Genomic DNA, 23,095 nt, shown 5'->3' on the forward strand with positions numbered 1-23,095 from the left:
AATTATACATTTATTTCGCCAAGTTACTTGGTTGGGTGACGTTTGGTCAATCGCAAGCAGGGCGCCCGGCAGGGTGCGGAAAATGCGGCTGGCCTGTTCCCCACGGCGAAAATGCCGCCTAAGATAACCGTACCGCGTCTGACACCCGGAGTGTTCGCCCACATATGGCCACCATCGCCTTCATCCTTTTGTGCCACAAGGACCCCGAGGCCATCATCCAGCAGGCGCAGCGGCTGACGGCGGCTGGCGACTGCATGGCGATCCATTTCGACGCCAATGCCGGTGCGGCCGATTACGCGAAAATCCGCGATGCGCTGGCGGATAACCCTCGTGTCACCTTTGCCAAGCGCCGGATCAAGTGCGGCTGGGGTGAATGGAGCCTGGTGCAAGCCACCCTGAACGCGGTCGAGGCCGCAGTTGACGCCTTTCCGCGCGCCACGCATTTCATGATGGTGTCGGGCGACTGCATGGCGATCAAGTCGGCGGAATACGCCCACGAATTCCTGGATGCCGACGACTGCGACTATGTCGAAAGCTTCGATTTCTTCGAAAGCGACTGGATCAAGACCGGGATGAAGGACGAGCGGCTGATCTACCGCCACTACCTGAACGAACGCAAACACAAGCGGCTGTTCTACTGGGCGCTGGAAACCCAACGCAAACTGGGCCTGAAACGCGCCATCCCCGAGGATTTGCAGATCATGATCGGCAGCCAGTGGTGGTGCCTGCGCCGCCGCACGATCGAGTGGATCCTGGATTTCATCCGCAAGCGTCCCGACGTGATGCGCTTTTTCCGCACCACCTGGATTCCCGATGAGACGTTTTTCCAGACCCTCGTCCGCCACCTGGTGCCCGAGGGCGAAATCCGCTGCCGGACGCTGACATTCCTGATGTTCTCGGACTACGGGATGCCGGTGACGTTCTACAACGATCACTACGATCTGCTTCTCAGCCAGGATTTCCTGTTCGCCCGCAAGATCAGCCCCGAAGCGACCGAGCTGAAGGAACGGCTGGGCGATCTCTATTCGGCGACGGGCGTGCGCTTCAAGGTCTCGAACGAGGGGCGCAGCCTGTACAAATTCCTGGTTGGCCGGGGCCGGATCGGCCGCCGCTTTGGCCAACGCTTCTGGGAAACCGAAAGCACCCTGGGCCGCGAACGCGAATTGCTGATCGTGGTCTGCAAGAAATGGCACGTGGCCAAGCGCCTGCTGGGCTTCATCAAGCACCACATGGACGTGCCCGCCATCGAATACCTGTTCAGCGAAGAAGACACGCTGCTGCCCGATCTGGGGGGCATCCAGGCTAGCCTGCCCAAACGGATGCGCCACCAGCGCGCGCTGATGCGGATGCTGTTCGACTATTTCAACACCAACCGGCTGATCATCTGCGTCGACCCCGCCAATATCGAGCTGCTGCGCGACTTTGCCGGGGATCGATCCGTCACCCGCATGCTGGAGGTCGAGTGCGAGTTCAGCGACGACTTCCTGGTGGGCCACGCCATGCGGATCGGGCTGGCGGGCGAACACACCTCGCCCGAGACGTGGGAACGTCTGATCCCCACCATCCGCTACGACATCGTCTACGAAAGCGACACCATCCGCGACGCCGAGTTCGAGAACCACACGCGCCTGCGCCAGAGCGCCTCGCTGGATGAAAACGCCGCCAGCCTGGCGCGCTTCCTGTCGATCCCGCAGGACAAGGCGCGCGAGATTCTGGACGCCGATTACCTGTTTTCCGACTGAGGACCCAAATGCCCTACGCCTATGACGACCAGAACGTCTTTGCCCGCATCCTACGCGGCGAAATCCCGTGTAAAAAGGCGCTGGAGACGCCGCACTCGCTGGCCTTCCACGACATCGATCCACAGGCGCCCGTGCATGTGCTGGTGATCCCCAAAGGGCGCTACGTGACCTATGACCACTTCGCGCTGGAGGCGTCAGAGGCCGAGATCGTCGACTTCACCCGCACCGTGGGTGAAATCTGCAAGATGACAGAAGTCCAGCCCGGCGAAGGTGGCGGTGGCTATCGCCTGATCGCCAATTCCGGCAGGGCCGCCATCCAGGAAGTGCCGCACTTGCACGTCCACATCCTTGGCGGGCGCCTGCTGGGGCGGATGCTGCGCGACCCGGGAACCTGAGCGCTGATGGCGCAGGTCGCGCCGTGAGTATTTTTATCAGAAAGAAGCCAGAGAAAGGCTTTCTTAACCCTGCCGTGCGATCCCATTGGCGCGGTACAGGCTGGAGAGCCGATGACCGCTCAGGAAGAAGCCGCCCCGTTCCCAACCCGGAGACGGCGGGGGAACGGGGCGAAGCCTGCTGCTTCTTTCTGATGAAAATACTCACGGCTCAACGCGATGGCCGGGCACGCGGCGGGGATTAGTGTGCTTCGGCCCAGTTCTGGCCTTGTCCGGCGTCCACGGTCAGCGGGACGGACAGATGCAACGCGGGGGCGGCGGCGGATTCCATGACCTCGCGGGCGCGGGCTATCACGTCGTCGGCGCGGTCTGCGTCCACCTCGAACAGCAGTTCGTCGTGGACCTGCAGCAGCATTTTCGCGGGCAGGCCGGTGATGGCGTCCTCCATGCGGATCATGGCGCGGCGGATGACGTCGGCGGCGGTGCCCTGAATGGGCGCGTTGATCGCGGCGCGTTTGGCGAAGCCGGCGCCGGGGCCTTTGGCGTTGATCTCGGGCGTGTGGATCTTGCGACCGAACATGGTCTGAACGTAGCCGTGTTCCTTGGCGAAGTTCGTGGTCACATCCATGTAGCTGCGGATGCCGGGGAAGCGTTCGAAATAGCGGTCGATGAAGCCCTGCGCCTCGGCCCGCGGGATGCGCAGGTTGCGGGCCAGGCCGAAGCCCGAGATGCCATAGATCACGCCGAAGTTGATTGCCTTGGCGCGGCGGCGGATGTCGGGGGTCATCTGGTCCAGGGGTACGTCGAACATTTCCGAAGCGGTCATCGCGTGGATGTCCAGCCCGTCCTTGAACGCCTGTTTCAGCGCGGGGATGTCGGCCATTTCGGCGAGGATGCGCAGCTCGATCTGGCTATAGTCGAGCGACAGCAGCACCTTGCCCTTGTCCGCGACGAAGGCCTCGCGGATGCGGCGGCCTTCCTCGGACCGGACGGGGATGTTTTGCAGGTTCGGGTCGGTCGAGGCCAGACGCCCGGTGTTCGCGCCGGTCTGGATGTAGGAGGTGTGCACGCGCCCGGTTTCGGGGTTGATGTGGTCTTGCAGCGCGTCCGTGTAGGTCGATTTCAGTTTTTGCAGCTGGCGGTAATCCAGCACGCGGGCGGCGAAATCGTGTTCGGTGGCCAGATCCTCGAGCACATCGGCGGGGGTGGACCATTGGCCGGTCTTGGTTTTCTTGCCGCCCTCCAGACCCATTTCCTCGAACAGGATCGCGCCGACCTGTGCGGGGGATTGCACGTTGAAATCATGGCCGGCCAGCTCGTACAGCTCGGCCTCCAGCCCCGCCATTTTCTGGGCGAAGGCGTTGGACATGCGCGACAGGGTATCGCGGTCGACCTTGATGCCGTGCATCTCCATCCGCGCCAGGACAGGGGCGAGGGGGCGCTCCAGTGTCTCGTAGACGGTGGTGACGCGGGCCTGGTGCAGTTGCGGCTTGAACAGTTCCCACAGGCGCAGGGTGATGTCGGCGTCTTCGGCGGCGTATTTTACGGCGTCGTCGATTGGCACGCGGTCAAAGGTGATGGCGGATTTGCCGGTGCCCAGCAGGGATTTGATCGGGATCGGCGTGTGCGACATGTAGCGTTCCGAGAGCGCGTCCATCCCATGTCCGTGCAGCCCCGCATTCAGCGCATAGGACATCAGCATGGTGTCATCGAACGGGGCGACAGTGATACCCAGACGCGCGAAAATCTTGGCGTCGTATTTCATGTTCTGCCCGATTTTCAGGATCGAGGCGTCCTCAAGCACCGGCTTCAGCATCTCCAGCGCCTGATCCAGCGGCATCTGCCCTTCGGCCAGGTTGTCGCTGCCGAACAAATCGTCCGAGCCGTCCTTGTGGCCGACCGGGATATAGCAGGCCTGCCCCGCGTCAATGCACAGGGAAATCCCGACCAGGTCTGCACGCATTTCGTCAAGGCTGGTGGTCTCGGTATCGACGGCGACATAGCCGCGCTCCCGCGCACGCTCCAGCCACGGAGCCAGCCCCGCAGCATCGCGGACGCAGGTGTAGGTTTCGGGCTTGAAGGGCATCGCGTCGGGCGCATCGGCGGCCTCAGGCTCGGCCCCGCGCGGGTCGGTGTCGGTGATCGCCGGCGCCTCGGCGCCCAACTGCTCGGCCACGCGCTTGGTCAGGGTGCGGAACTCCATCGCCGCCAGGAAGGGCAGCAACACCTCGGGGTCAGGCTCGCGCACCTCCAGATCGTCCAGCGTGAAATCCAGCGGGGTGTTGCAGTCCAGCTGGACCAGCCGCTTGGACAGCTCGATCTGGTCGCGCATCCCGATCAGGGTCTCGCGGCGCTTGGGCTGCTTGATCTCTGCGGCGCGCTCCAGCAACTCCTCCAACGAGCCAAATTCATTGATCAGCAGTGCTGCCGTCTTGATCCCGATCCCCGGCGCGCCCGGTACGTTGTCCACGCTGTCCCCGGCCAGGGCCTGCACGTCGACCACGCGTTCGGGGTAGACGCCGAATTTCTCGACCACGCCGTCGCGGTCGATGCGCTTGTTCTTCATCGCGTCCAGCATTTCGACGCCGCCGCCGACCAGCTGCATCAAGTCCTTGTCCGAGCTGATGATCGTCACCCGCCCCCCGGCGTCGCGCGCCTGGCAGGATAGGGTGGCGATGATGTCGTCGGCCTCATAGCCCTTCAGCTCCTTGCAGGCGATGTTGAAAGCGCGGGTCGCCTCGCGGGTCAGCGGGAATTGCGGCACCAGATCCTCGGGCGCGGGCGGGCGGTTGGCCTTGTACTTGTCGTAGAGATCATTGCGGAACGATTTGCCGGAATGGTCAAAGATCACCGCCACATGGGTCGGCGCATCGGGGCCGGTATTCGCCTCGACATACTTGTGGATCATGTTGCAGAACCCGGCCACGGCCCCCACCGGCAACCCATCCGATTTCCGCGTTAGCGGCGGCAGCGCGTGATAGGCGCGAAAGATGAAGGCCGAGCCGTCGATCAGGTGCAGGTGGCACCCTTTTCCGAATTGCATGACGATCCCCTTCCTGTTGCGCGTGCGGCCTTTGTGCCATGCCAAAGAGGGCGCGGCCAGTATCCCGGCACGCCCTGCTGCTTCTTTCTGATGAAAATACTCAAATTCGGCACCCGCCACGGGGCACCGTCATTGGCCGATCACGCGGCGTCGCGGCCCTTCAGGACGTATTTCGCGTCGCAATAGGGGCATTCGACGGACCCTTCGGTCTCGGCGATCGTCAGCCAGACGCGGGGATGGCCCAAAGCACCCTCGCCGCCGTCGCAGGCAATCTTGGATTTCTCGACAATCTTGGTTTCGGGCGCTTGCGTCGTCATCCGGGCCGTTTCCTTTTGGCTGCAAAAGAATTAGGTCCTGTTATGAGCGATCAGACGAGCAGGGGCAAGGGCGCCATGAGCGACAACGCAATTGAAATCCGGGGTTTGCGCAAGGTTTACGGCGGTCAGCATGGCCAGCCGCCCAAAGAGGCGCTCAAAGGCGTCGATCTGGACATCCCGCGCGGCTCGGTTTTTGGGTTGCTGGGGCCGAACGGGGCCGGGAAATCGACGCTGATCAACATTCTGGCCGGTTTGGTGGTGAAAACCGAAGGCTCGGTGCGAATCTGGGGCTTTGATCAGGACGTGAATCCACGCCAGTCGCGCGCCTCGATTGGCGTCATGCCGCAAGAGCTGAACCTTGATCCGTTCTTCACCCCGCGTGGCGCGCTAGAGGTGCAGGCGGGCCTCTACGGCGTGCCGAAATCGCAGCGCCGCGCGGATGAAATCCTGCGTCTGGTCGGTCTTCAGGACAAGGCCGAGGCTTATGCCCGCACCCTCTCGGGCGGGATGCGGCGGCGGCTGCTGTTGGGCAAGGCGCTGGTGCATCAGCCGCATATCCTGGTGCTGGACGAACCCACGGCGGGCGTGGATATCGAGCTGCGCCAGATGCTGTGGGAAAACGTGCGGATGCTGAACCGGCAGGGCATGACGATCATCCTGACGACCCATTACCTGGAAGAGGCCGAGGAGATGTGCGACGAGATCGCCATCATCAATCAGGGTACGCTGGTGGCGCGCGATACCACGGCGAACCTGCTGGGCAGCATCGACGCCAAGACCATGATCATCCAGCCCGACCATCCCCCCGCGCAACTGCCGCAAGCCGAGGGGGTCGAGGTTTCGACCCGTCCCGGCGGGGCGATTGCGCTCAGCTATCACGCCCGTCAGACCAGCGCCGAGGCCGTTCTGGCCGCCGTCCATGCCGCGGGCATCCGCATCCGCGACGTGAAGACCGAAGAGGCCGATCTTCAGGACGTCTTTCTGGAACTGACCCGCAGCCGATAAGAGGGCCCATGCCGCACGACCATCATCACGGGCACGACCACGGCCATGCGCACCACCACCACGCCGATCTGGACAGCGGTGACAAGCGCGTCGTCGCGGCGGTAGCGGTCAACATCCTGCTGACGCTGGCGCAGATCGTCGCCGGGGTGGTCTCGGGTTCTCTGGCGATGATCGCGGATGCGATCCACAACCTGTCCGACGCGCTGTCGCTGGTCATCGCGTTCTTCGCGCGGCGGATCGGCAAGTGGCCAGCGGACGCGCATATGACCTTTGGCTATGGCCGGGCCGAGGTGGTGGCAGCCCTGATCAACTATACCACGCTGATCGTTGTGGCCTTTTACCTGGCGGCCGAGGGCGTGCAGCGCCTGTTCAACCCGCAAGAGGTCGAGGGCTGGATCGTGGTTGTCGTCGCCGGTGTGGCACTGGTGATCGACACGATCACGGCGCTGCTGGTGATGCGGCTCAGCAAGGACAGCGCCAACATGCGCGCGGCGTTCCTGCATAACGTGGCGGATGCGTTGGGCTCGGTCGCGGTGATTGTCGGGGGGACGATGATCCTGCTGTATGACTGGCGGCTGGTCGACCCGATCGTGACGCTGATGATCGCGGGGTACATCCTGTGGCACTCGTGGCAGGGGATCATGCCGGTGATCCGCATCCTGATGCTGGGCGCGCCCGAAGATACCGATCTGGACGAGGTGTTGACCGCCCTGCGCGGCGTCGATGGGCTGGCCAGCGTGCACCACGTCCACCTGTGGCGGATGCAGGAACACGAAACCGCACTTGAGGCGCATGTCGTGCTGGAGCCGGGTGGCGAGCCCGAGCAGGTCAAACATGCCGCAAAGACGGTGCTGCGCGACCGCTTCGGTATCCGTCACACGGTGCTGGAGCTGGAAGCGGCGGGTGCGGTTTGCCCGGATGCGCGGGTCGTCGGGCACTGATCGCACGCCGCGACGCCGCGAAACCCCTTGCAACCGGCACGGATTTGGCCCTGACTGGTGACCCGAGGGAAATCAGTGGGGACGCAGATGAGCGCACAGGAAGATCGCGAACTTGGCCAGTGGCTGCATGATGTGCTGGATGTCGAGCAGGTCGAGCTGAACTATTTCCGCGGGATCGCCACGCCTCAGGGCAAGGGTCGGTCCTTTGGCGGACAGGTGGTCGGGCAGGCGCTGATGTCGGCAATCCGCACCGTGGGGGAAGAACGGCCGGTACACTCGTTGCACGCCTATTTCATGCGCCCTGGCGACGCCACGCAGCCCGTGCTGTACCAGGTCGAGCGTGACCGCGATGGCCGCAGCTTCGCCACACGCCGGGTGATCGCGGTGCAGGGCGGCAAGCCGATCCTGAACCTTGCGGCCTCGTTCCATCAGGCCGAGCCGGGGCTGCATCACCAGTCGCAGATGCCCGACGTGCCGATGCCCGAAGACCTGAAGAACGAGGAAGAGCTGGGCGCCGAGCGTGCCGGGGATCTGCCACCGCTGTTTCTGGAATGGCTGAACACGCCCCGCCCCGTCGAGATGCGCCCGATCGAGCTGCGCCCGCCGTTCCAGCGTGGTGCCCGCGAGGCGTCGCAATCCATGTGGATGCGGGTGCGCGGCAATCTGGGGGATGAGCCGGCGATGCACCGGGCGGCGCTGGCCTATACCTCGGATTTCGGGCTGCTGGGCACCTGTGTGCTGCCGTTCGGCAAGGCGTTCTCGGACACGGATATGCAATTCGCCAGCCTGGACCACGCGGTCTGGTTCCACGACGATTTCCGCATGGATGAATGGCTGCTGTACACGATGGACAGCACCTGGGCCGGTGGTGCGCGCGGGTTCAACCGCGGTCAGATCTTCACCCGCGACGGGCGTCTTGTCGCCAGCACAGCGCAAGAGGGTCTGGTGCGGAACGTCGGATTCAAGGGCTGATCGCCTTCGCAGACAGTCAAACGCCGGCTTTGATCCAGTCCAGACCATCCTCGGTCCGGGCGGAGGGGACGTATTCGCCTGCGACGTGGCCGGTGTAGCCCTGTGCATCCAGCAGCGCAAAGAAGGCGGGGTAGTCGATGGCGCCCCGGTTGGGCTCGTGCCGGCCTTCGGCGCTGGCGACCTGGATGTGGCGGGCGCGGGGGCCGTATTTGGCCCAAGCGCCGGGCATGTCACCGGTGATGCGGTGGGCGTGATAGGCGTCGAATTGCAGGGCCAGGTTGGGGGCGGCGATCTCGTCCAGAATCGCGGCGACTTGCGCGAAATCGTTCAGGAAAAAGCCGGGCATGTCGTGGGGATTGATCGGCTCGATCAGCAGGGATTGGTCGGGGGCGCGTTGACTGGCCCAGCGGAGGTTTTGCAGATAGGTCGCGTGCGCCTCGGGGCCGACTGCCAGACCGGCCATGACGTGGATGTGGTCGGGGCGCAGGTGGGCGGCGTAGTGCAGGGCGGTCTCGAACGTGTCGCGGAACGCGGCGGTCTGGCCGGGGAGGGCAGCAAGGCCGCGTTGACCGGCTGCCCAGTCGGGCGCGGGGGTGTTGATCAAGGCCAGATGCAGGCCGGTGTCGCGCAGCGCGTGGGCTAGGTCGTCAACCGGGGCATCGTAGGGGATCAGTAGTTCAACGGCGCGGAACCCGGCGCGGTGGGCGGCGTCGAAACGCTCCAGCAGCGGCAGTTCGGTGAACAGCAGGGTCAGGTTTGCGGCAAACTTCGGCATCGGCGCCGTCAGGGCAGTTCGGCGGACGGGATGACCGGGAAGAATTGGCCGCCCGACCACAGGCCGAACCAGCTGGTTCCGTCGACGTCATGATGGGCGCCCAGATCCACCAGCCGGTAGAAGCTTTTGCGGTCGATCAGCGCCTCGAGGTTGGCGCGCACCAGCACGTAGGGCGACGGTTCACCCGTTTCGGGGTCGCGGACCACACGGATCGGGGCGTTCGGGCCTGCGGAGGTCTGATCGCCCACGTTGGTGTGAAAGGTCAGCGACTGATCCTGCCCCTCGCCCGTCACGTCGAAATCGACGGCGACAAAGGGCGCGTCCTCGACCGTGATCCCGACCTTTTCGACCGGGGTGACCAGAAAATAGGCATCTCCGTCCTTGCGCAGGATGGTCGAGAACAGGCGCACCAGTTCCGGACGGCCAAAGGGGGTGCCAAGGTAGAACCACGTGCCGTTGCGGGCGATGCGAATGTCCAGATCGCCACAAAACGGCGGATTCCACTTATGCACCGGGGGCAGGCCCTTGCCCTTGGCGGCGGCGCGGGCAGCGGCGGCGATGCCGTCTGCGGTTGGGCTCACGATCATTTGTTCGCTCATAGTTTTTGCCATTTCCGTGCGGCGCGATACAGTTGTTTCAGAACATAGTGTCTGAGCAGGAGTTTGACCATGACCGATGCACCCGGCCCCGAGGATCTGGTCGCCCGGATCGAAACGCTGGAGGAGAAACTGGCGGAGGCCAAGGCCTCGATCACGCGGCGATTCATCGGGCAGGAACGGGTCGTGGACCTGACCCTTTCGGCGCTGTTGTGCGGCGGGCACGGGCTGCTGATCGGCCTGCCGGGGCTGGGAAAAACCCGCCTGGTCGAGGCGCTGAGCACCGTCATGGGCCTGCATGGCAACCGCATCCAGTTCACGCCGGACCTGATGCCGGCGGACATTCTGGGCTCGGAGGTGTTGGAGACCGGGGCGGACGGCAAACGGCAGTTCCGCTTCGTGCCGGGGCCGGTGTTTTGCCAGTTGCTGATGGCGGACGAGATCAACCGCGCCAGCCCGCGCACCCAGTCGGCGCTGCTGCAGGCGATGCAGGAAAAGCGCGTGACCGTGGCCGGAGAAGACCGCGTTTTGGGCGTGCCCTTCCACGTGCTGGCGACGCAGAACCCGATCGAGCAAGAAGGCACCTATCCGCTGCCCGAGGCGCAGCTGGACCGGTTCCTGGTGCAGATCGACGTGACCTATCCGGACCGCGCGACTGAGCGGGACATCCTGCTGGCCACCACCGGCGCGACCGAGGAACAGGCGCACGAGGTTTTCACCGCCGCCGAGTTGCTGGAGGCTCAGGCGCTGCTGCGTCGTATGCCGGTGGGCGACAGCGTGGTCGAGACGATCCTGGACCTGGTCCGCGCCTTCCGTCCGCAGGATGCCTCTGCCGATGAGCGTGTGCGCCAGACTGTGGCCTGGGGCCCGGGGCCGCGTGCCGCGCAGGCGCTGATGCTGACGGTGCGGGCACGGGCGATGCTGCAAGGGCGGCTGGCCCCCTCGGTCGAGGATGTGGTCGCGATGGCACGCCCTGTGCTGTCGCACCGGATGGCGCTGAATTTCGCCTCGCGGGCACGTGGCGATAGCCTGGCCGACCTGATCGACACCACGGCGACCCGGATCACGCGGGTCGAGGTGGCCGCTTGAATTCCCCCCAAACCCTGCGCGCCCGGTCCGAGGATCAGGCCGCGCGCCTGCCGCCCCTGCTGGCGCGGGCCGAGCATCTGGCCGGCACCGTTCTGCTGGGCGAACACGGGCGACGCCGCGCGGGGTTGGGGGATGATTTCTGGCAATACCGCCCGGTGCAGCCCGGCGATACCAGCCGCATGATCGATTGGCGCAGGTCCGCACGGGGAGATGCGCAATTCGTGCGTGAACGCGAATGGCAGATTGCCCAAAGCGTGATGCTGTGGGTGGATCAGAGCGCCTCGATGCGGTTTTCGTCGGACAAGAACCTGCCGGACAAGGCCGACCGCGCGCGCCTGCTGGCGCTGGCCGTGGCGATCCTGCTGGTGCGGGGCGGCGAACGTGTGGGCCTGACCGGCTCCAGCCTGCCGCCGCGACGGGGGCAGAACCAGATCCTGCGGCTGGCCGAGTTTTTCTCCATCGACGCGCCCGAAGATTACGCCGAGCCTGAATCCCGCGCGATGATCCCCCATGCGCGGGCGGTGTTCATGTCGGATTTCATGGGCGATATCGCGGCGGTGCGCACGGCGCTGACCAAGGCCGCGGATCGTGGTGTTCGGGGCATCCTGATGCAGGTGCTGGACCCGTCAGAGGAGGCGTTTCCCTTCACCGGGCGGACAATTTTCCAGTCGATGGGCGGCTCTCTGGTGCATGAAACGCTGAAGGCGGGGGATCTGCGGGACCGCTATTTGCAACGCTTGGCCGCTCGCAAGGACGAGCTGGACGCGCTGTGCCGCGCCACCGGCTGGCAATTCCACACGCATCACAGCAGCGACAGCGCGCAGGCGGCGCTGCTGTGGCTGTGGCAGGCGCTGAACCGGGGGACGGCGTGATGCTGGGGCCGGTGGGGTTTGCCGCACCGATGTTGCTGTGGGCGCTGGTGCTGCTGCCGGTGCTGTGGCTGATCCTGCGCGCCGTGCCCCCCGCGCCGATCCGGCGGCGGTTTCCGGGTGTGGCGCTGCTGCTGGGGCTGAAGGATGACGACTCGGTCACCGATCGCACGCCGTGGTGGCTGCTGTTGCTGCGGATGCTGGCGGCGGCTGCGGTGATTGTCGGGCTGGCAGGGCCTGTGCTGAACCCCGAACCGGATCAGGGGCAGGGCAAGGGGCCGCTGCTGATCGTGATGGATGGCGGCTGGACCGGCGCGCAGGACTGGAGCCTGCGTAGCCAGCAGGCCAACCAGTTGCTGGCCGAGGCCGCGCGGGCCGTGCGCCCGGTGGCGATCCTGCGTTTGACCGCGCCCGAACCGGTGCAATTCCAGACGCCAGAGGCTTGGCGGGGGCGACTGGCCGGGTTCGCTCCGATGCCATGGGAGGCGGATGCGACCCGCGCGCTGGCTGCCTTGGGCGACGGGGTGTTTGACACGGCGTGGCTGTCGGATGGTGTGGCCTGGGACGGACAAGGCGCTCTGCTGGCCGAGTTGGAAAAACGCGGCGCCGTGCATGTCTACGAAAGCGGGCGCGCGGTGCTGGGGCTGCGGCCCGTCACCGTGGCCGATGGCGGGCTGGAGGTGAGGTCGGTCCGCTCGGTCCCCGGCCCCGCGCGCGAGGTGACGGCGCTGGCGCATGGGCGCGATCCGAACGGGGTGCAACGGGTTCTGGCGCGCCTGCCGCTGCGGTTTGAACCGGACGCGGTTGAGGCGTCGAACACCCTGATTTTGCCCGCGGAATTGCGCGCGCGCATCACGCGGTTTGAACTGGAAGGCGTGCGTTCTGCCGGGGCGGTGGCGCTGACGGATGACAGCCTGCGCCGCCGCGAAGTCGCCCTGATCGCCGGGCGCGATGACCGCGAGGGGTTGGAGCTGCTGGATCCGCTGCACTACCTGACGCAGGCCTTGGCACCGACGACTGACCTGCTGAACGGCGCGCTGAGCGATGTGATCCCCGCCAATCCCGATGTCATCATTCTGGCCGATGTTGCCACGCTGGCCGATGCCGAAAGCACCAGCCTGCAGGAGTGGGCGGACAAGGGCGGGCTGCTGATCCGGTTTGCCGGCCCGCGTCTGGCCGGAAGCGAGGTCAGTCGCGCCGAAGAAGACCCGCTGATGCCGGTCCGCCTGCGCTCGGGAGGGCGCAATGTGGGTGGGGCCATGAGCTGGGGCGAGCCGAAAACGCTGGCGCCATTCCGCGAAGGTACGCCGTTCTACGGGCTGCCGGTGGCGGGGGATGTGCAGGTCAGCTCTCAGGTCATGGCGCAGCCGGACCCGACGCTGGCCGACCGCGTGATCGCGCAGCTGAGCGACGGCACCCCTCTGGTCACGCGCAAGCCGATCGGGCAGGGGCAGGTGGTGCTGTTCCACGTCTCGGCCAATGCGGAGTGGAGCAGCCTGCCGCTGTCGGGTCTGTTCGTGCGGATGCTGGAGCGTTTGTCGGTGTCCTCGGGCGGGGTGTCCGCCGAGGCGACCGAGATGGCGGGCACCATCTGGAAACCCCTTCAGGTGCTGGACGGGCTGGGCCGGAGCGAGGACGCAGGGAACCTGCCGGGGATCGACGGGGCCGTGCTGGCCGACGCGCGCCTTGGCCCCGATTTGCGCCCCGGTATTTACGAAAGCAGCGAGCGGCGTCTTGCGCTGAACGCGCTGACCGCCGAGCGGGCGTTGACCCCTTTCCAATGGCCCGCGCGCATCCCCGTCACCGGGATGCAGGGCCCGTCCGAGCTGCCCTTGGGCGGCTACGTGCTGGCGGCTGCGATCGGGTTGCTGATGGCGGATGTTCTGGCCTCGCTCGCGCTGTCGGGGCGGTTGTTCGGGGCGCGGGCGGTGGCGATGCTGCTGGCGGCGGTGATGCTGCCCTCGCACTCCAAGGCTGACGATGCCGCCGCGATTGCCGCCACGCAAGAGGTGGTGCTGGCCTATGTCATCACCGGCGATGCCGAGCAGGACAAGATGTCCGCCGCCGGGTTGCTGGGCCTGTCCGACGTACTGTTCTTTCGCACCTCGGTCGAACCCGCGCCGCCCATCGGCGTGAACCTGGAGGCGGATGAACTGGCATTCTTTCCGATGATCTACTGGCCGATCACGACCACGCAGGCGACCCCCTCGGCCGAGGCCTATGTCCGGCTGAACCGCTATCTGCGCTCGGGCGGGATGATCCTGTTCGACACGCGGGACGCTGATATTGCGCGGTTCGGGTCGTCCAGCCCGAACGGGCGCAAGCTGCGGCAACTGGCGGCCCCGCTGGATATTCCGCCGCTGGAGCCGGTGCCGAATGACCACGTTCTGACGCGCAGTTTCTACCTGTTGCAGGATTTTCCGGGCCGCTTCACCAGCCGCGATGTCTGGGTCGAGGCCGCCCCTCCGGGTGCCGAAAAAGTCGAGGGGATGCCGTTCCGCAACCTCAATGACGGGGTGACGCCGGTGGTGATCGGGGGCAACGACTGGGCCGCCGCATGGGCCACCGATGACCGGGGCAATCCGCTGTACCCGGTCGGGCGCGGCTATACCGGCGAGCGGCAGCGCGAACTGGCCTATCGCTTTGGTGTGAACCTGATGATGCATGTGCTGACGGGCAACTACAAATCGGACCAGGTGCACGTGCCTGCGCTGCTGGACAGGTTGGGACAATGAGCTCGGTCGTGTTTGATCCTCTGCTGCCGTGGATGGCCTGGGGCGCGTTGGCGGGCATCGCCGCGCTGGCCGTGGCCTTGGCGCTGTGGCGCGGGCTGGCGGGGTGGATGTGGCGCGGGTTTGCGGCGGCGCTGATCCTGATGGCGCTGGCCGGCCCCTCGCTACGGACCGAGGATCGCGGCACCCTGTCGGATATCGTGGTGATGCTGGTCGATGGCTCGGCCAGTCAGGGGCTGGCAACGCGCCCCGCACAGATGCAGACTGCCGCCGACGCGATGGAGGCCCGCCTGCGCGCCCGTCCCAATACCGAGGTGCGCCGGGTCGATGTCGGTGACGGGCCGGACGATTCCGGCACGCTGGTCATGAGCAAGCTGGCCGAGGTGCTGGCCGAGGAACCCGAAAGCCGGATCGCCGGGATCGTCGCGCTGACCGACGGCCAGATCCACGACGCCGAGCGCGCGCCGGATCTGCCCGCACCGCTGCACGTGCTGCTGTCGGGCCAGCCCGAGGATTGGGACCGCCGCCTGATCGTGGAAACCGCGCCCGCCTTTGCCATTCTGGGCGAGCCGATCACGCTGAAGCTGCAAATCCAGGACATGGGCGCCGCGCCGTCCGGTGTGACGCACACGCCGATGGATGTGTCGATCGACGGGGTCGAGATGGGGCCGTTCTCGGTGCCGGTTGGCCAGCCGATCGAACTGCCGCTGACGCTGGAGCATGGTGGCATGAACGTCATCCGGTTCTCGCTGCCGCTGGCCGAGGGCGAGTTGACGGACCGCAACAACAGCGCGGTCATCCAGATCAACGGCGTGCGCGACCGCCTGCGCGTTCTACTGGTCAGCGGAGAGCCGCACCCCGGCGGGCGGACCTGGCGGAACCTGCTGAAGTCCGACAGCTCGGTCGATCTGGTGCATTTCACCATCCTGCGCCCGCCCGAGAAACAGGATGGCGTCCCGGTCGGAGAGCTGTCGCTGATCGCCTTTCCGACGCGCGAGCTGTTCCTGGAGAAGATCGACGATTTCGACCTGATCATCTTTGATCGGTACAAGCGGCGAGGGATCCTGCCCTCGATCTACTTGGAGAACGTCAAGAATTACATCGAGAAGGGCGGCGCCGTGCTGATCGCGGCGGGCCCCGATTTCGCCAGCGCGGATTCGATTTTCCGCTCGCCCTTGTCGTCGGTCATCCCGGCGCGGCCGTCGGCGCGGGTGATCGATCAGGGCTATCGCCCGGCAGTCACGGATCTGGGACAGCGTCACCCCGTTACGGCCGGATTGGCCCCCAAAGGCGAAGGCGACTGGGGCCGCTGGCTGCGCCAGATCGAGGTGGAGCCGGTCGCGGGCAGCACTGTCATGTCGGGCGTCGAGGACAAGCCGCTGTTGGTGCTGAACCGGGTCGGCGAGGGGCGCGTGGCGCTGTTGGCCTCGGATCAGGCATGGCTGTGGGATCGCGGGTTCGAAGGCGGCGGCCCGCAGCTGGAACTGCTGCGCCGGCTGGCCCATTGGATGATGAAGGAACCCGAACTGGAGGAAGAGGCGCTTTGGGCCGAGCCGGTGGGACAAACGATGAAGATCGTGCGCCGCACTTTGGCGGATACGGTCGCGCCGGTGACGGTAACCACGCCGACCGGCGAAACAGTCGACCTGACGCTGAGCGAGACCAGCCCGGGTCGGTTCGAAGCGGACTATACCGGCCCTGATATCGGGCTGTACCATTTGGCTAACGGCGACAAGATGGCTGTGATCGGGCTGGGCCCCTCGGCCCCGAAAGAGTTCGAGGCGACCATCGCAGATGCCAGCGCACTGATGCCTGCGGTCGAGGCGATGCGCGGTGGTGTGATGCCGGTCAGCGCGGGTCTGCCATCTGTCCGCGATGTGCGGGCGGGCCGTCCGGCATCGGGGCGCGGTTGGATCGGGCTGACCCCGCGCAACGCCTATGAAACGCTGGCCGTGACGCAGGTGCCGCTGTTGCCCGCGTGGCTGGTGCTGCTGATGGTGCTGGGATTGACGCTGATCGGCTGGCTGCGCGAGGGGCGGCGCTAGATCAGCGGCGCAGCTCGACCCGCGTCAGGGTCTTGGACCAGCCCCCGACCGAGCAGCGCGTGCGCACGAAAACCTCGCGCGTGCCATCGGGGATCATGATGTCGAACAGGGACCGGGTGAAGGGCTGCTCGGCCACGTGGGGATGCATTAACTCGCGGTAGCCCAGGCGATGCCCGGCGGCGTCCAGAACCTCCCACCCATCGGCGAAATGATCCCAGCCGACATCGGGGTGCTGCACGGTGACGTTGATCCGCCAGCCCATGCCGGAGCGTTCCGCCCGCACCTGTTTGACCTCGGGGGCGTCGGCCAGCGCGGGGGCGGTGCCTAGGGCAAGAAGAAGCAGAAATGTGCGAGTCATGCCCCGATCCTAGCAGCGGTTTGCTTACTTGTCCGTTGACGTTCGCGTGTGGCCCATGCCGTCGGCGTTCTCGATCAGGAACGAGCGCGAGCGGGACGCGAATTCACGACGCCACAGCACCCAGCAGGTCACCGCAACAGCCCCGATCAGAAGCCACGGACCCAACAGCCACGCAGTCGAGCCAAGCGCGAAATAGACCGAGCGAAGCCCCTGATTGTAGCTGCGCGCGCCGGTGATGTTGATCTCGCCGGCCTTGGCAGCGCGGGGGATGGCGACGGGATCGGCCGGGTCGTTGGGGACCGCGCCCATCAGCACGGCGCAATAGCCGAACAGCCGGTGCGACCACACGAATTTCAGGAAGGCATTGGTCAGGAAGAACATCACGACCAGCAGTTTGACCTCCCACACCAGCTTGGGGTCATGGGCGATGGACAGGTCCTGGGCGATGCCCACAAGCTGTTCGGCGTTGCCGATGGCCGCCAGCACCGCACCGATCGCCAGCATCGAGGCCGACGCAAAGAACGAGGTGCCCTGCCGTAGGGTGGACAGGGTTTGCGCATCGAATATCCGGGGGTTGCGCATCACCATCTGGCGCATCCATTCGCGCCGGTATTCCGCCATCAGGCGGGACACCGAGGGGCGACGGGCGCTGGGGTGTTCAATCCGCCAGCCGATGGACAGCCAGGCCGCGAACAACACGCAGACCGCCGCCAGATCCAGCGGCGAGAACAGGCTTTGGAACTCGGCCCAGCTCATGGCTCAGAACGGTTTGGTGACGACGGTCCAAAGAACCGCGATGGCGCCGAACACGCTGACCTCGTTGAAAATGCGCAGGAAAAGCTCGGATTCGTCGAATTGCCCGCGCTTGGCGCGGATGACCAGGCGCCCGGTCCAGACGTAGTGGAGGACCAGTGCGGTGACCAGCGCCAGCTTCAGGTGCACCCAGGCGGGCCAGCCCAGATCCCAGGCCAGCCACAGGCCGGTCGCGATGGCGATCACCGCCAACCCTGCTGAAAACCGGTAGAGGCGGATCGTCAGGTCGCCCAGCGGGCCGAATTCCTGCAGGCGGTCAAATTCACGCTTCCAGTAGATCAGCGCGCGCGGAACTGCGAAGATCGAGGTCATCCACCCCATCACGCAGAGAATATGTATGATTTTCACCCATTCCATGCATCCTTGATGGCGTTCTGCGCAGGGCGACGCAAGATGTCGCGGCAGGTGCCGGGGAAAAGAATTGCGCCGCGCATGATTTTGGTTATATTATTTTACCAATTTGAGGAGATTGCCCGTGGAAATGCCGAAACCCGATCTGGCAGTGCTGGCGAAAAAGCCGCAACTGGTGAAACGCCTGCTGCAGGTGCTGCCGGCCGACGCCGTCATCCATGACGACGCCGAGACCCGCGCCTATGAATGCGACGCGCTGACGGCTTACAAGTGCCCGCCGATGTGCGCGGTGCTGCCGTCCTCGACGCAGGAAGTATCGGATGTGCTGCGCATTTGCCACGAGATGGGCGTGCCGGTTGTGCCGCGCGGTTCGGGCACCTCGCTGGCCGGGGGGGCGCTGCCGACGGCGGATAGCGTGATTCTGGGCGTGGCACGGATGAACGCGGTGCTGGAGACGGACTATGACAACCGTTTCGTCCGCGTGCAGACCGGGCGCACCAACCTGAGCGTCACCGGCGCGGTCGAGCAGGACGATTTCTTTTACGCGCCCGACCCGTCCAGCCAGCTGGCCTGCGCGATCGCGGGGAATATCGCGATGAACTCGGGCGGGGCGCATTGCCTGAAATACGGGGTGACGACGAACAACCTGCTGGGCGTGACGCTGGTGATGATGGACGGCACCGTGGTCGAGATCGGCGGCGCGCATCTGGACTCGGGCGGGTTGGACCTGCTGGGGGTGATTTGCGGCTCCGAAGGGCAGCTGGGCGTGGTGACCGAGGCGACGCTGCGCATCCTGCGCAAGCCCGAGGGCGCGCGGCCCGTGCTGATGGGATTCGATAGCAACGAAGTGGCCGGCCAGTGCGTCAGCGACATCATCAAGGCCGGGGTGCTGCCGGTGGCGATCGAGTTCATGGACCGCCCCTGCATCCGCGCCACCGAAGCCTTTGCCAAGGCGGGCTACCCGGATTGCGAGGCGCTGCTGATCGTCGAGGTCGAAGGCTCGGACGCGGAAATCAAGGAGCAGCTGGACCTGATCCTGGAAATCGCGCGTAGTCACAATCCGGTGGAGTTGCGCGAAAGCACCAGCGCCGAGGAAAGCGCCAAGATCTGGCTGGGCCGGAAATCGGCCTTTGGCGCGATGGGGCAGATCAACGACTACATGTGCCTGGACGGGACGATCCCCGTCAGCCAATTGCCGTTCGTGCTGCGCCGGATCGGAGAGATGTCGAAAGAATACGGTCTGGACGTGGGTAACGTGTTCCACGCGGGTGACGGGAACATGCACCCTCTGATCCTGTTCAACGCCAACAAGCCGGGCGATCTGGAACTGTGCGAGGCGTTCGGGGCCGATATCCTGCGGCTGTGCGTCGAGGTGGGAGGTTGCCTGACCGGAGAGCACGGCGTGGGCATCGAGAAACGCGACCTGATGGTCAGCCAGTTCGAGCCGGATGATCTGGATATCCAGATGGCCGTGAAGGACGTGTTCGACCCGAAATGGCTGCTGAACCCGGCGAAAGTGTTCCCGTTGGAGGCGTCTCGCCTGCGGCGGGCGGGGTAGGGGGCGTTGCCCCCTCTCCGTCGAAAATGCGTGCATTTTCAACGCATTCACCCCCAGAGTATTTGCATCAGAAAGAAGACGATATGAAACCGCAGACAGAGGCCGAACTGGCCGAGATGGTGGCCGGAACCAACGGGCCCTTGCGGGTGCGCGGCGGTGGAACTCGGCCGATCGGGGCGCCGATGGCGGGCGAGGTGCTGGACATGTCCGGGATGTCGGGAGTGGTGCTGCATGAGCCGGGGGCGTTGACGCTGGTGGTGAAGGCGGGGACGCCGGTCGCCGAGGTGGAGCGGGTGCTGGCGGCCGAGGGGCAGCGACTGCCGTTCGAGCCCATGGATCATCGGGCTTTGCTGGGCTCGGACGGGGAGCCGACCATGGGCGGGGTTGTTGCGGCGAATGTCAGCGGGCCTCGGCGTGTGCAGGTTGGGGCGTGCCGGGATTTCTTGCTGGGGGTGCGGTTCGTCGATGGTACGGGCCGGGTGCTGAAGAACGGTGGGCGCGTGATGAAGAACGTGACCGGCTATGATCTGGTGAAATTGATGGCGGGGTCGTGGGGCACGTTGGGCGTGATGACCGAGCTGTCGTTCAAGGTGCTGGCTGTGCCGCAGGCCGAGGCCACGCTGGTCAAGCGCGGGGCGAGTGCGGCTGAGGGCGTGGCGCTGCTGAGCGAAGCCTTGGGCGCGCCTTATGACGTGTCGGGGGCGGCGCATCTGGAAGGGCGGACGCAGGTTCGGCTGGAGGGGCTGGCGGGCTCGGTCGCTTACCGTGTGGATCAGTTGCGCAAGGGCTGTCTGGCGGGGTTCGATGTGGTCGAGGGGGCGGAAAGCCAGGCGCTGTGGCAGGAGGTGCGCGATGTCACGCCCTTTGCTGAGGCCGAGGGCGATGTGTGGCGCGTGTCGGTTAAGCCGTCCGACGGGCCGAAGCTGAGCGAGGCGCTGGACGCGGCGGGTGTGCGGCACCGGGCGATTTACGATTGGGGTGGTGGTTTGGTCTGGCTGTTGGTGCAACCGGGTGATGCGACGGCCATTCGGCCCGCTCTGGCGGCGTTTGGCGGCCATGCGACGCTGATCCGGGGGCGGGCGCAGGCCGGTGTGCCGGTGTTCCAGCCCGAGCTGGCGCCGGTGGCGGCGATCTCTAGCGGGTTGCGGGCGAAGTTCGACCCGCGTGGCATTTTCAATCCGGGGCTGATGGGCTGATGCAGACTTATTTCACAGAAAAACAGCTGGAAGACCCGGCGCTCCAGCGCGCCAACGAAATCCTGCGCGCCTGTGTGCATTGCGGATTTTGTACTGCGACCTGCCCGACCTACCAGGTCTTGGGCGACGAATTGGACAGCCCGCGCGGGCGTATCTACCTGATCAAGGATATGCTGGAGAACGAGCGGGTCCCCGACGCCAAGACCGTCAAGCATATCGACCGCTGCCTGTCCTGTCTGGCGTGCATGACGACCTGCCCCAGTGGGGTGCATTACATGCACCTGATCGACCAGGCGCGGGCCTATATCGAGCAGAAATACAAGCGGCCGTTCAGTGACCGGGCCTTGCGCTGGATCCTGTCGCGCATCCTGCCCTATCCGGGGCGGTTCCGGCTGGCGCTGTTGGGGGCCAAGATCGGGCGGCCGTTTGCGTTCCTGATGCCGGATGCGCGGCTGAAGGCGATGCTGCAGATGGCGCCGAAGAGCATCCCTCCGGTCAGCCGCAATGACGACCCGCAAAGCTTTGCTCCGCAGGGGCCGCGCAAGATGCGGGTGGCGCTGATGACGGGCTGTGCGCAGAAGGCACTGAACACCGACATCAACGACGCCACGATCCGCCTGCTGCGCCGTCTGGGCTGCGAGGTGGTCGTGGCCAAGGGCGCGGGCTGTTGCGGGGCGCTGACACATCATATGGGGCGCGAGGACGAGTCGCACGCAACTGCTGCGAAAAATATCCGGGCTTGGGTGGCCGAGATGGACGGCGACGGGCTGGATGCGATCGTCATCAACACCAGCGGCTGCGGCACCACGGTGAAGGATTACGGCTACATGTTCCGCAACGAGCCGCTGGCTGCGGACGCGGCGCGGGTCTCGGGGATTGCGATGGACGTGTCCGAGCTGCTGATGAAGCTGGACTTGCCCGAAGGCGAGGACAAGAAGCTGACCGTGGGCTATCACGCCGCCTGTTCTCTGCAGCACGGGCAGAAGGTGAAAACCTTTCCCAAGGACCTGCTGAAACGCGCGGGCTTCAAGGTGGCGGAGCCGGCGGATAGCCATCTTTGTTGTGGATCTGCAGGGACTTACAACCTGATGCAGCCCGAGATTTCGGCCAAGCTGAAGGCGCGCAAGGTGCGCACGCTGGAGGCGGTGAAGCCGGATATCATCGCGGCGGGGAACATCGGGTGCATGGTCCAGATCGGATCTGGCACGCAGGTGCCGGTGGTGCATACGGTCGAGCTGCTGGATTGGGCGACGGGCGGGCCGATCCCGCCGGCGCTGGACGGCAAGGCGCGGCGCAATGACGGCGTGCCGATCCTGCGCTGACCTGCCCAATTTTCGCCAAATCGGTGCTATAAGACCGTAACAGGCAAGACACCCGGAGGCAGCATGATCCGCGCGATCCTGAGCGTATTGGCGTTTTTCAGCGTCGTCTCAACGGCTTGCGCCGAGGATTCGGCGCTACGCCGGTTGAACACGGGCGACGAGTCGCGCGGGTGGGAAGCCGTGGGGCGGCTGGAGCTGGGCGGCAAGGGCTTTTGCACCGGCACGCTGATCGCGCCCGATCTGGTGCTGACGGCGGCGCATTGCCTGTTTGAACCATCGACCGGACAGCGCGTGGATTTCGGCAGCATCGAATTCCTGGCCGGCCTGCGCAACGGCCGCGCCGAAGCTTACCGCCGGGTGCGGCGCGTGGTGATCCATCCCTCGTACCGGTACGAGGGGGATGTCACCGCTGAAAGAGTACGTAACGACTTGGCATTGCTGCAACTTTTGCGCCCGGTGCAGAACACAATCGTGACCCCGTTCGAGACCGCGGAACAGGCAGATCGGGGCGAATCCGTCAGCGTGGTATCCTATGCGCTGGACCGGGCGGCGGCACCGTCGCTGCAGAACAGCTGCAACGTATTGCAGCGGACCAAAGGCGTGCTGGTGACCAGTTGCGACGTGAATTTCGGCTCGTCCGGGGCGCCGATTTTCCGGGTGCGGAACGGGCAGGCGCAGGTTGTCTCGGTCGTGTCGGCCAAGGCCGAGATGGGGGGCAAGCGTGTCGCCTTGGGGGCACAGCTGGATGGGGCCGTGGAATTGCTGAAAAATCAATTGGTTAGCGGCGTCGGCGTCACCCAGGATTTCATGCCGCGGATCAAGGGTGCGGTCCCCGTGACGGGGCGGTTCCCGGGCGGGGCGAAGTCGGTCAAACCGTAACCCCTTGAAACCGGGGAAATCCACCACCACCTGAACGATACGGGGACGCCAAGGATGGGTCCCCCAACCCGCCTGTCCACATTGGAAGGCACCCAATTTT

General features: G+C 65.5%; 20 protein-coding genes. 13 read left to right on the plus strand and 7 right to left on the minus strand.

Annotated features, from left to right (window positions below; translation table 11 throughout):
* The first annotated feature begins 164 nt into the window (after positions 1-164).
* Complete coding sequence (locus E7681_RS10510; RefSeq protein WP_136339240.1) at positions 165-1,742, plus strand: DUF5928 domain-containing protein; 1,578 nt, start codon at positions 165-167, stop codon at positions 1,740-1,742.
* 8 nt (positions 1,743-1,750) lie between these two features.
* Positions 1,751-2,137 (plus strand): HIT domain-containing protein, encoded by a 387-nt coding sequence (locus E7681_RS10515; RefSeq protein WP_136339241.1) that lies wholly within the window; start codon positions 1,751-1,753, stop codon positions 2,135-2,137.
* A 238-nt stretch (positions 2,138-2,375) separates the two neighbouring features.
* Here E7681_RS10515 and polA read toward each other — a convergent pair whose 3' ends face one another.
* The gene (polA, locus tag E7681_RS10520) at positions 2,376-5,177 is read right to left on the minus strand and encodes a DNA polymerase I (protein ID WP_136339242.1); all 2,802 of its coding nucleotides are present in this window, start codon (positions 5,175-5,177) and stop codon (positions 2,376-2,378) included.
* 140 nt (positions 5,178-5,317) lie between these two features.
* Positions 5,318-5,494, minus strand: coding sequence for a zinc-finger domain-containing protein (locus tag E7681_RS10525; protein ID WP_136339243.1), 177 nt, complete (start codon positions 5,492-5,494; stop codon positions 5,318-5,320).
* A 75-nt stretch (positions 5,495-5,569) separates the two neighbouring features.
* Here E7681_RS10525 and E7681_RS10530 point away from each other — a divergent pair, with 75 nt between their 5' ends.
* The 3 genes from E7681_RS10530 to E7681_RS10540 all read left to right on the plus strand — a co-directional run bounded on the left by E7681_RS10530 (position 5,570) and on the right by E7681_RS10540 (position 8,412).
* Positions 5,570-6,499: an ABC transporter ATP-binding protein gene (locus E7681_RS10530; RefSeq protein WP_136339244.1), complete on the plus strand. Its 930-nt coding sequence runs from the start codon at positions 5,570-5,572 to the stop codon at positions 6,497-6,499.
* Between the two features lie 8 nt (positions 6,500-6,507).
* Positions 6,508-7,440, plus strand: coding sequence for a cation diffusion facilitator family transporter (locus E7681_RS10535; RefSeq protein ID WP_136339245.1), 933 nt, complete (start codon positions 6,508-6,510; stop codon positions 7,438-7,440).
* Positions 7,441-7,527: 87 nt separating this feature from the next.
* The gene (locus E7681_RS10540; protein WP_136339246.1) at positions 7,528-8,412 is read left to right on the plus strand and encodes an acyl-CoA thioesterase; all 885 of its coding nucleotides are present in this window, start codon (positions 7,528-7,530) and stop codon (positions 8,410-8,412) included.
* A 16-nt stretch (positions 8,413-8,428) separates the two neighbouring features.
* On the opposite strand, the gene E7681_RS10545 is transcribed toward E7681_RS10540, so the two are convergent.
* On the minus strand, positions 8,429-9,187 hold the full coding sequence (locus E7681_RS10545) for a hydroxypyruvate isomerase family protein (RefSeq protein WP_136339247.1): 759 nt from the start codon (positions 9,185-9,187) through the stop codon (positions 8,429-8,431).
* A gap of 8 nt (positions 9,188-9,195) precedes the next feature.
* A complete protein-coding gene (locus E7681_RS10550) occupies positions 9,196-9,786 on the minus strand; it encodes a DUF1285 domain-containing protein (RefSeq protein ID WP_136339248.1) in 591 nt (196 codons plus the stop codon).
* Positions 9,787-9,855: 69 nt separating this feature from the next.
* Here E7681_RS10550 and E7681_RS10555 point away from each other — a divergent pair, with 69 nt between their 5' ends.
* From E7681_RS10555 to E7681_RS10570, 4 genes are read left to right on the plus strand one after another with little or no spacing between them, the layout of a single operon-like run.
* Positions 9,856-10,872, plus strand: a complete 1,017-nt coding sequence (locus tag E7681_RS10555) for an AAA family ATPase (protein WP_136339249.1) — start codon at positions 9,856-9,858, stop codon at positions 10,870-10,872.
* Positions 10,869-11,744 (plus strand): DUF58 domain-containing protein, encoded by an 876-nt coding sequence (locus E7681_RS10560; protein ID WP_136339250.1) that lies wholly within the window; start codon positions 10,869-10,871, stop codon positions 11,742-11,744. The genes E7681_RS10555 and E7681_RS10560 overlap by 4 nt, the downstream gene beginning before the upstream one ends.
* A complete protein-coding gene (locus E7681_RS10565) occupies positions 11,744-14,476 on the plus strand; it encodes a DUF4159 domain-containing protein (RefSeq protein WP_136339358.1) in 2,733 nt (910 codons plus the stop codon). The genes E7681_RS10560 and E7681_RS10565 overlap by 1 nt, the downstream gene beginning before the upstream one ends.
* Positions 14,473-16,518 (plus strand): glutamine amidotransferase, encoded by a 2,046-nt coding sequence (locus tag E7681_RS10570; protein ID WP_136339251.1) that lies wholly within the window; start codon positions 14,473-14,475, stop codon positions 16,516-16,518. Before E7681_RS10565 ends, E7681_RS10570 begins: the two co-directional genes overlap by 4 nt.
* Position 16,519: 1 nt before the next feature.
* Here the strand turns inward: E7681_RS10570 and E7681_RS10575 are convergent, their stop codons facing one another.
* The 3 genes from E7681_RS10575 to E7681_RS10585 are packed head-to-tail and all read right to left on the minus strand — an operon-like array spanning position 16,520 to position 18,046.
* Positions 16,520-16,876 carry a hypothetical protein gene (locus tag E7681_RS10575; RefSeq protein ID WP_136339252.1) on the minus strand — a complete coding sequence of 119 codons (357 nt, stop codon included), beginning with the start codon at positions 16,874-16,876 and terminating at the stop codon, positions 16,520-16,522.
* 24 nt (positions 16,877-16,900) lie between these two features.
* Positions 16,901-17,632, minus strand: coding sequence for a DUF599 domain-containing protein (locus E7681_RS10580; protein WP_136339253.1), 732 nt, complete (start codon positions 17,630-17,632; stop codon positions 16,901-16,903).
* A 3-nt stretch (positions 17,633-17,635) separates the two neighbouring features.
* Complete coding sequence (locus tag E7681_RS10585) at positions 17,636-18,046, minus strand: CopD family protein (protein ID WP_136339254.1); 411 nt, start codon at positions 18,044-18,046, stop codon at positions 17,636-17,638.
* 118 nt (positions 18,047-18,164) lie between these two features.
* On the opposite strand from E7681_RS10585, the gene E7681_RS10590 reads away from it, so the two are divergent.
* From E7681_RS10590 to E7681_RS10605, 4 genes are all read left to right on the plus strand, one after another.
* Positions 18,165-19,598 (plus strand): FAD-linked oxidase C-terminal domain-containing protein, encoded by a 1,434-nt coding sequence (locus tag E7681_RS10590; protein ID WP_136339255.1) that lies wholly within the window; start codon positions 18,165-18,167, stop codon positions 19,596-19,598.
* A gap of 83 nt (positions 19,599-19,681) precedes the next feature.
* The gene (gene glcE / locus E7681_RS10595; RefSeq protein ID WP_136339256.1) at positions 19,682-20,794 is read left to right on the plus strand and encodes a glycolate oxidase subunit GlcE; all 1,113 of its coding nucleotides are present in this window, start codon (positions 19,682-19,684) and stop codon (positions 20,792-20,794) included.
* Positions 20,794-22,116 carry a glycolate oxidase subunit GlcF gene (glcF, locus tag E7681_RS10600; RefSeq protein WP_136339257.1) on the plus strand — a complete coding sequence of 441 codons (1,323 nt, stop codon included), beginning with the start codon at positions 20,794-20,796 and terminating at the stop codon, positions 22,114-22,116. The genes glcE and glcF overlap by 1 nt, the downstream gene beginning before the upstream one ends.
* A gap of 63 nt (positions 22,117-22,179) precedes the next feature.
* Positions 22,180-22,995, plus strand: a complete 816-nt coding sequence (locus tag E7681_RS10605) for a trypsin-like serine peptidase (RefSeq protein ID WP_136339258.1) — start codon at positions 22,180-22,182, stop codon at positions 22,993-22,995.
* Positions 22,996-23,095 lie beyond the last annotated feature (100 nt).

This window comes from Thalassobius vesicularis (assembly GCF_004799325.1).
Lineage (GTDB): Bacteria > Pseudomonadota > Alphaproteobacteria > Rhodobacterales > Rhodobacteraceae > Thalassobius > Thalassobius vesicularis.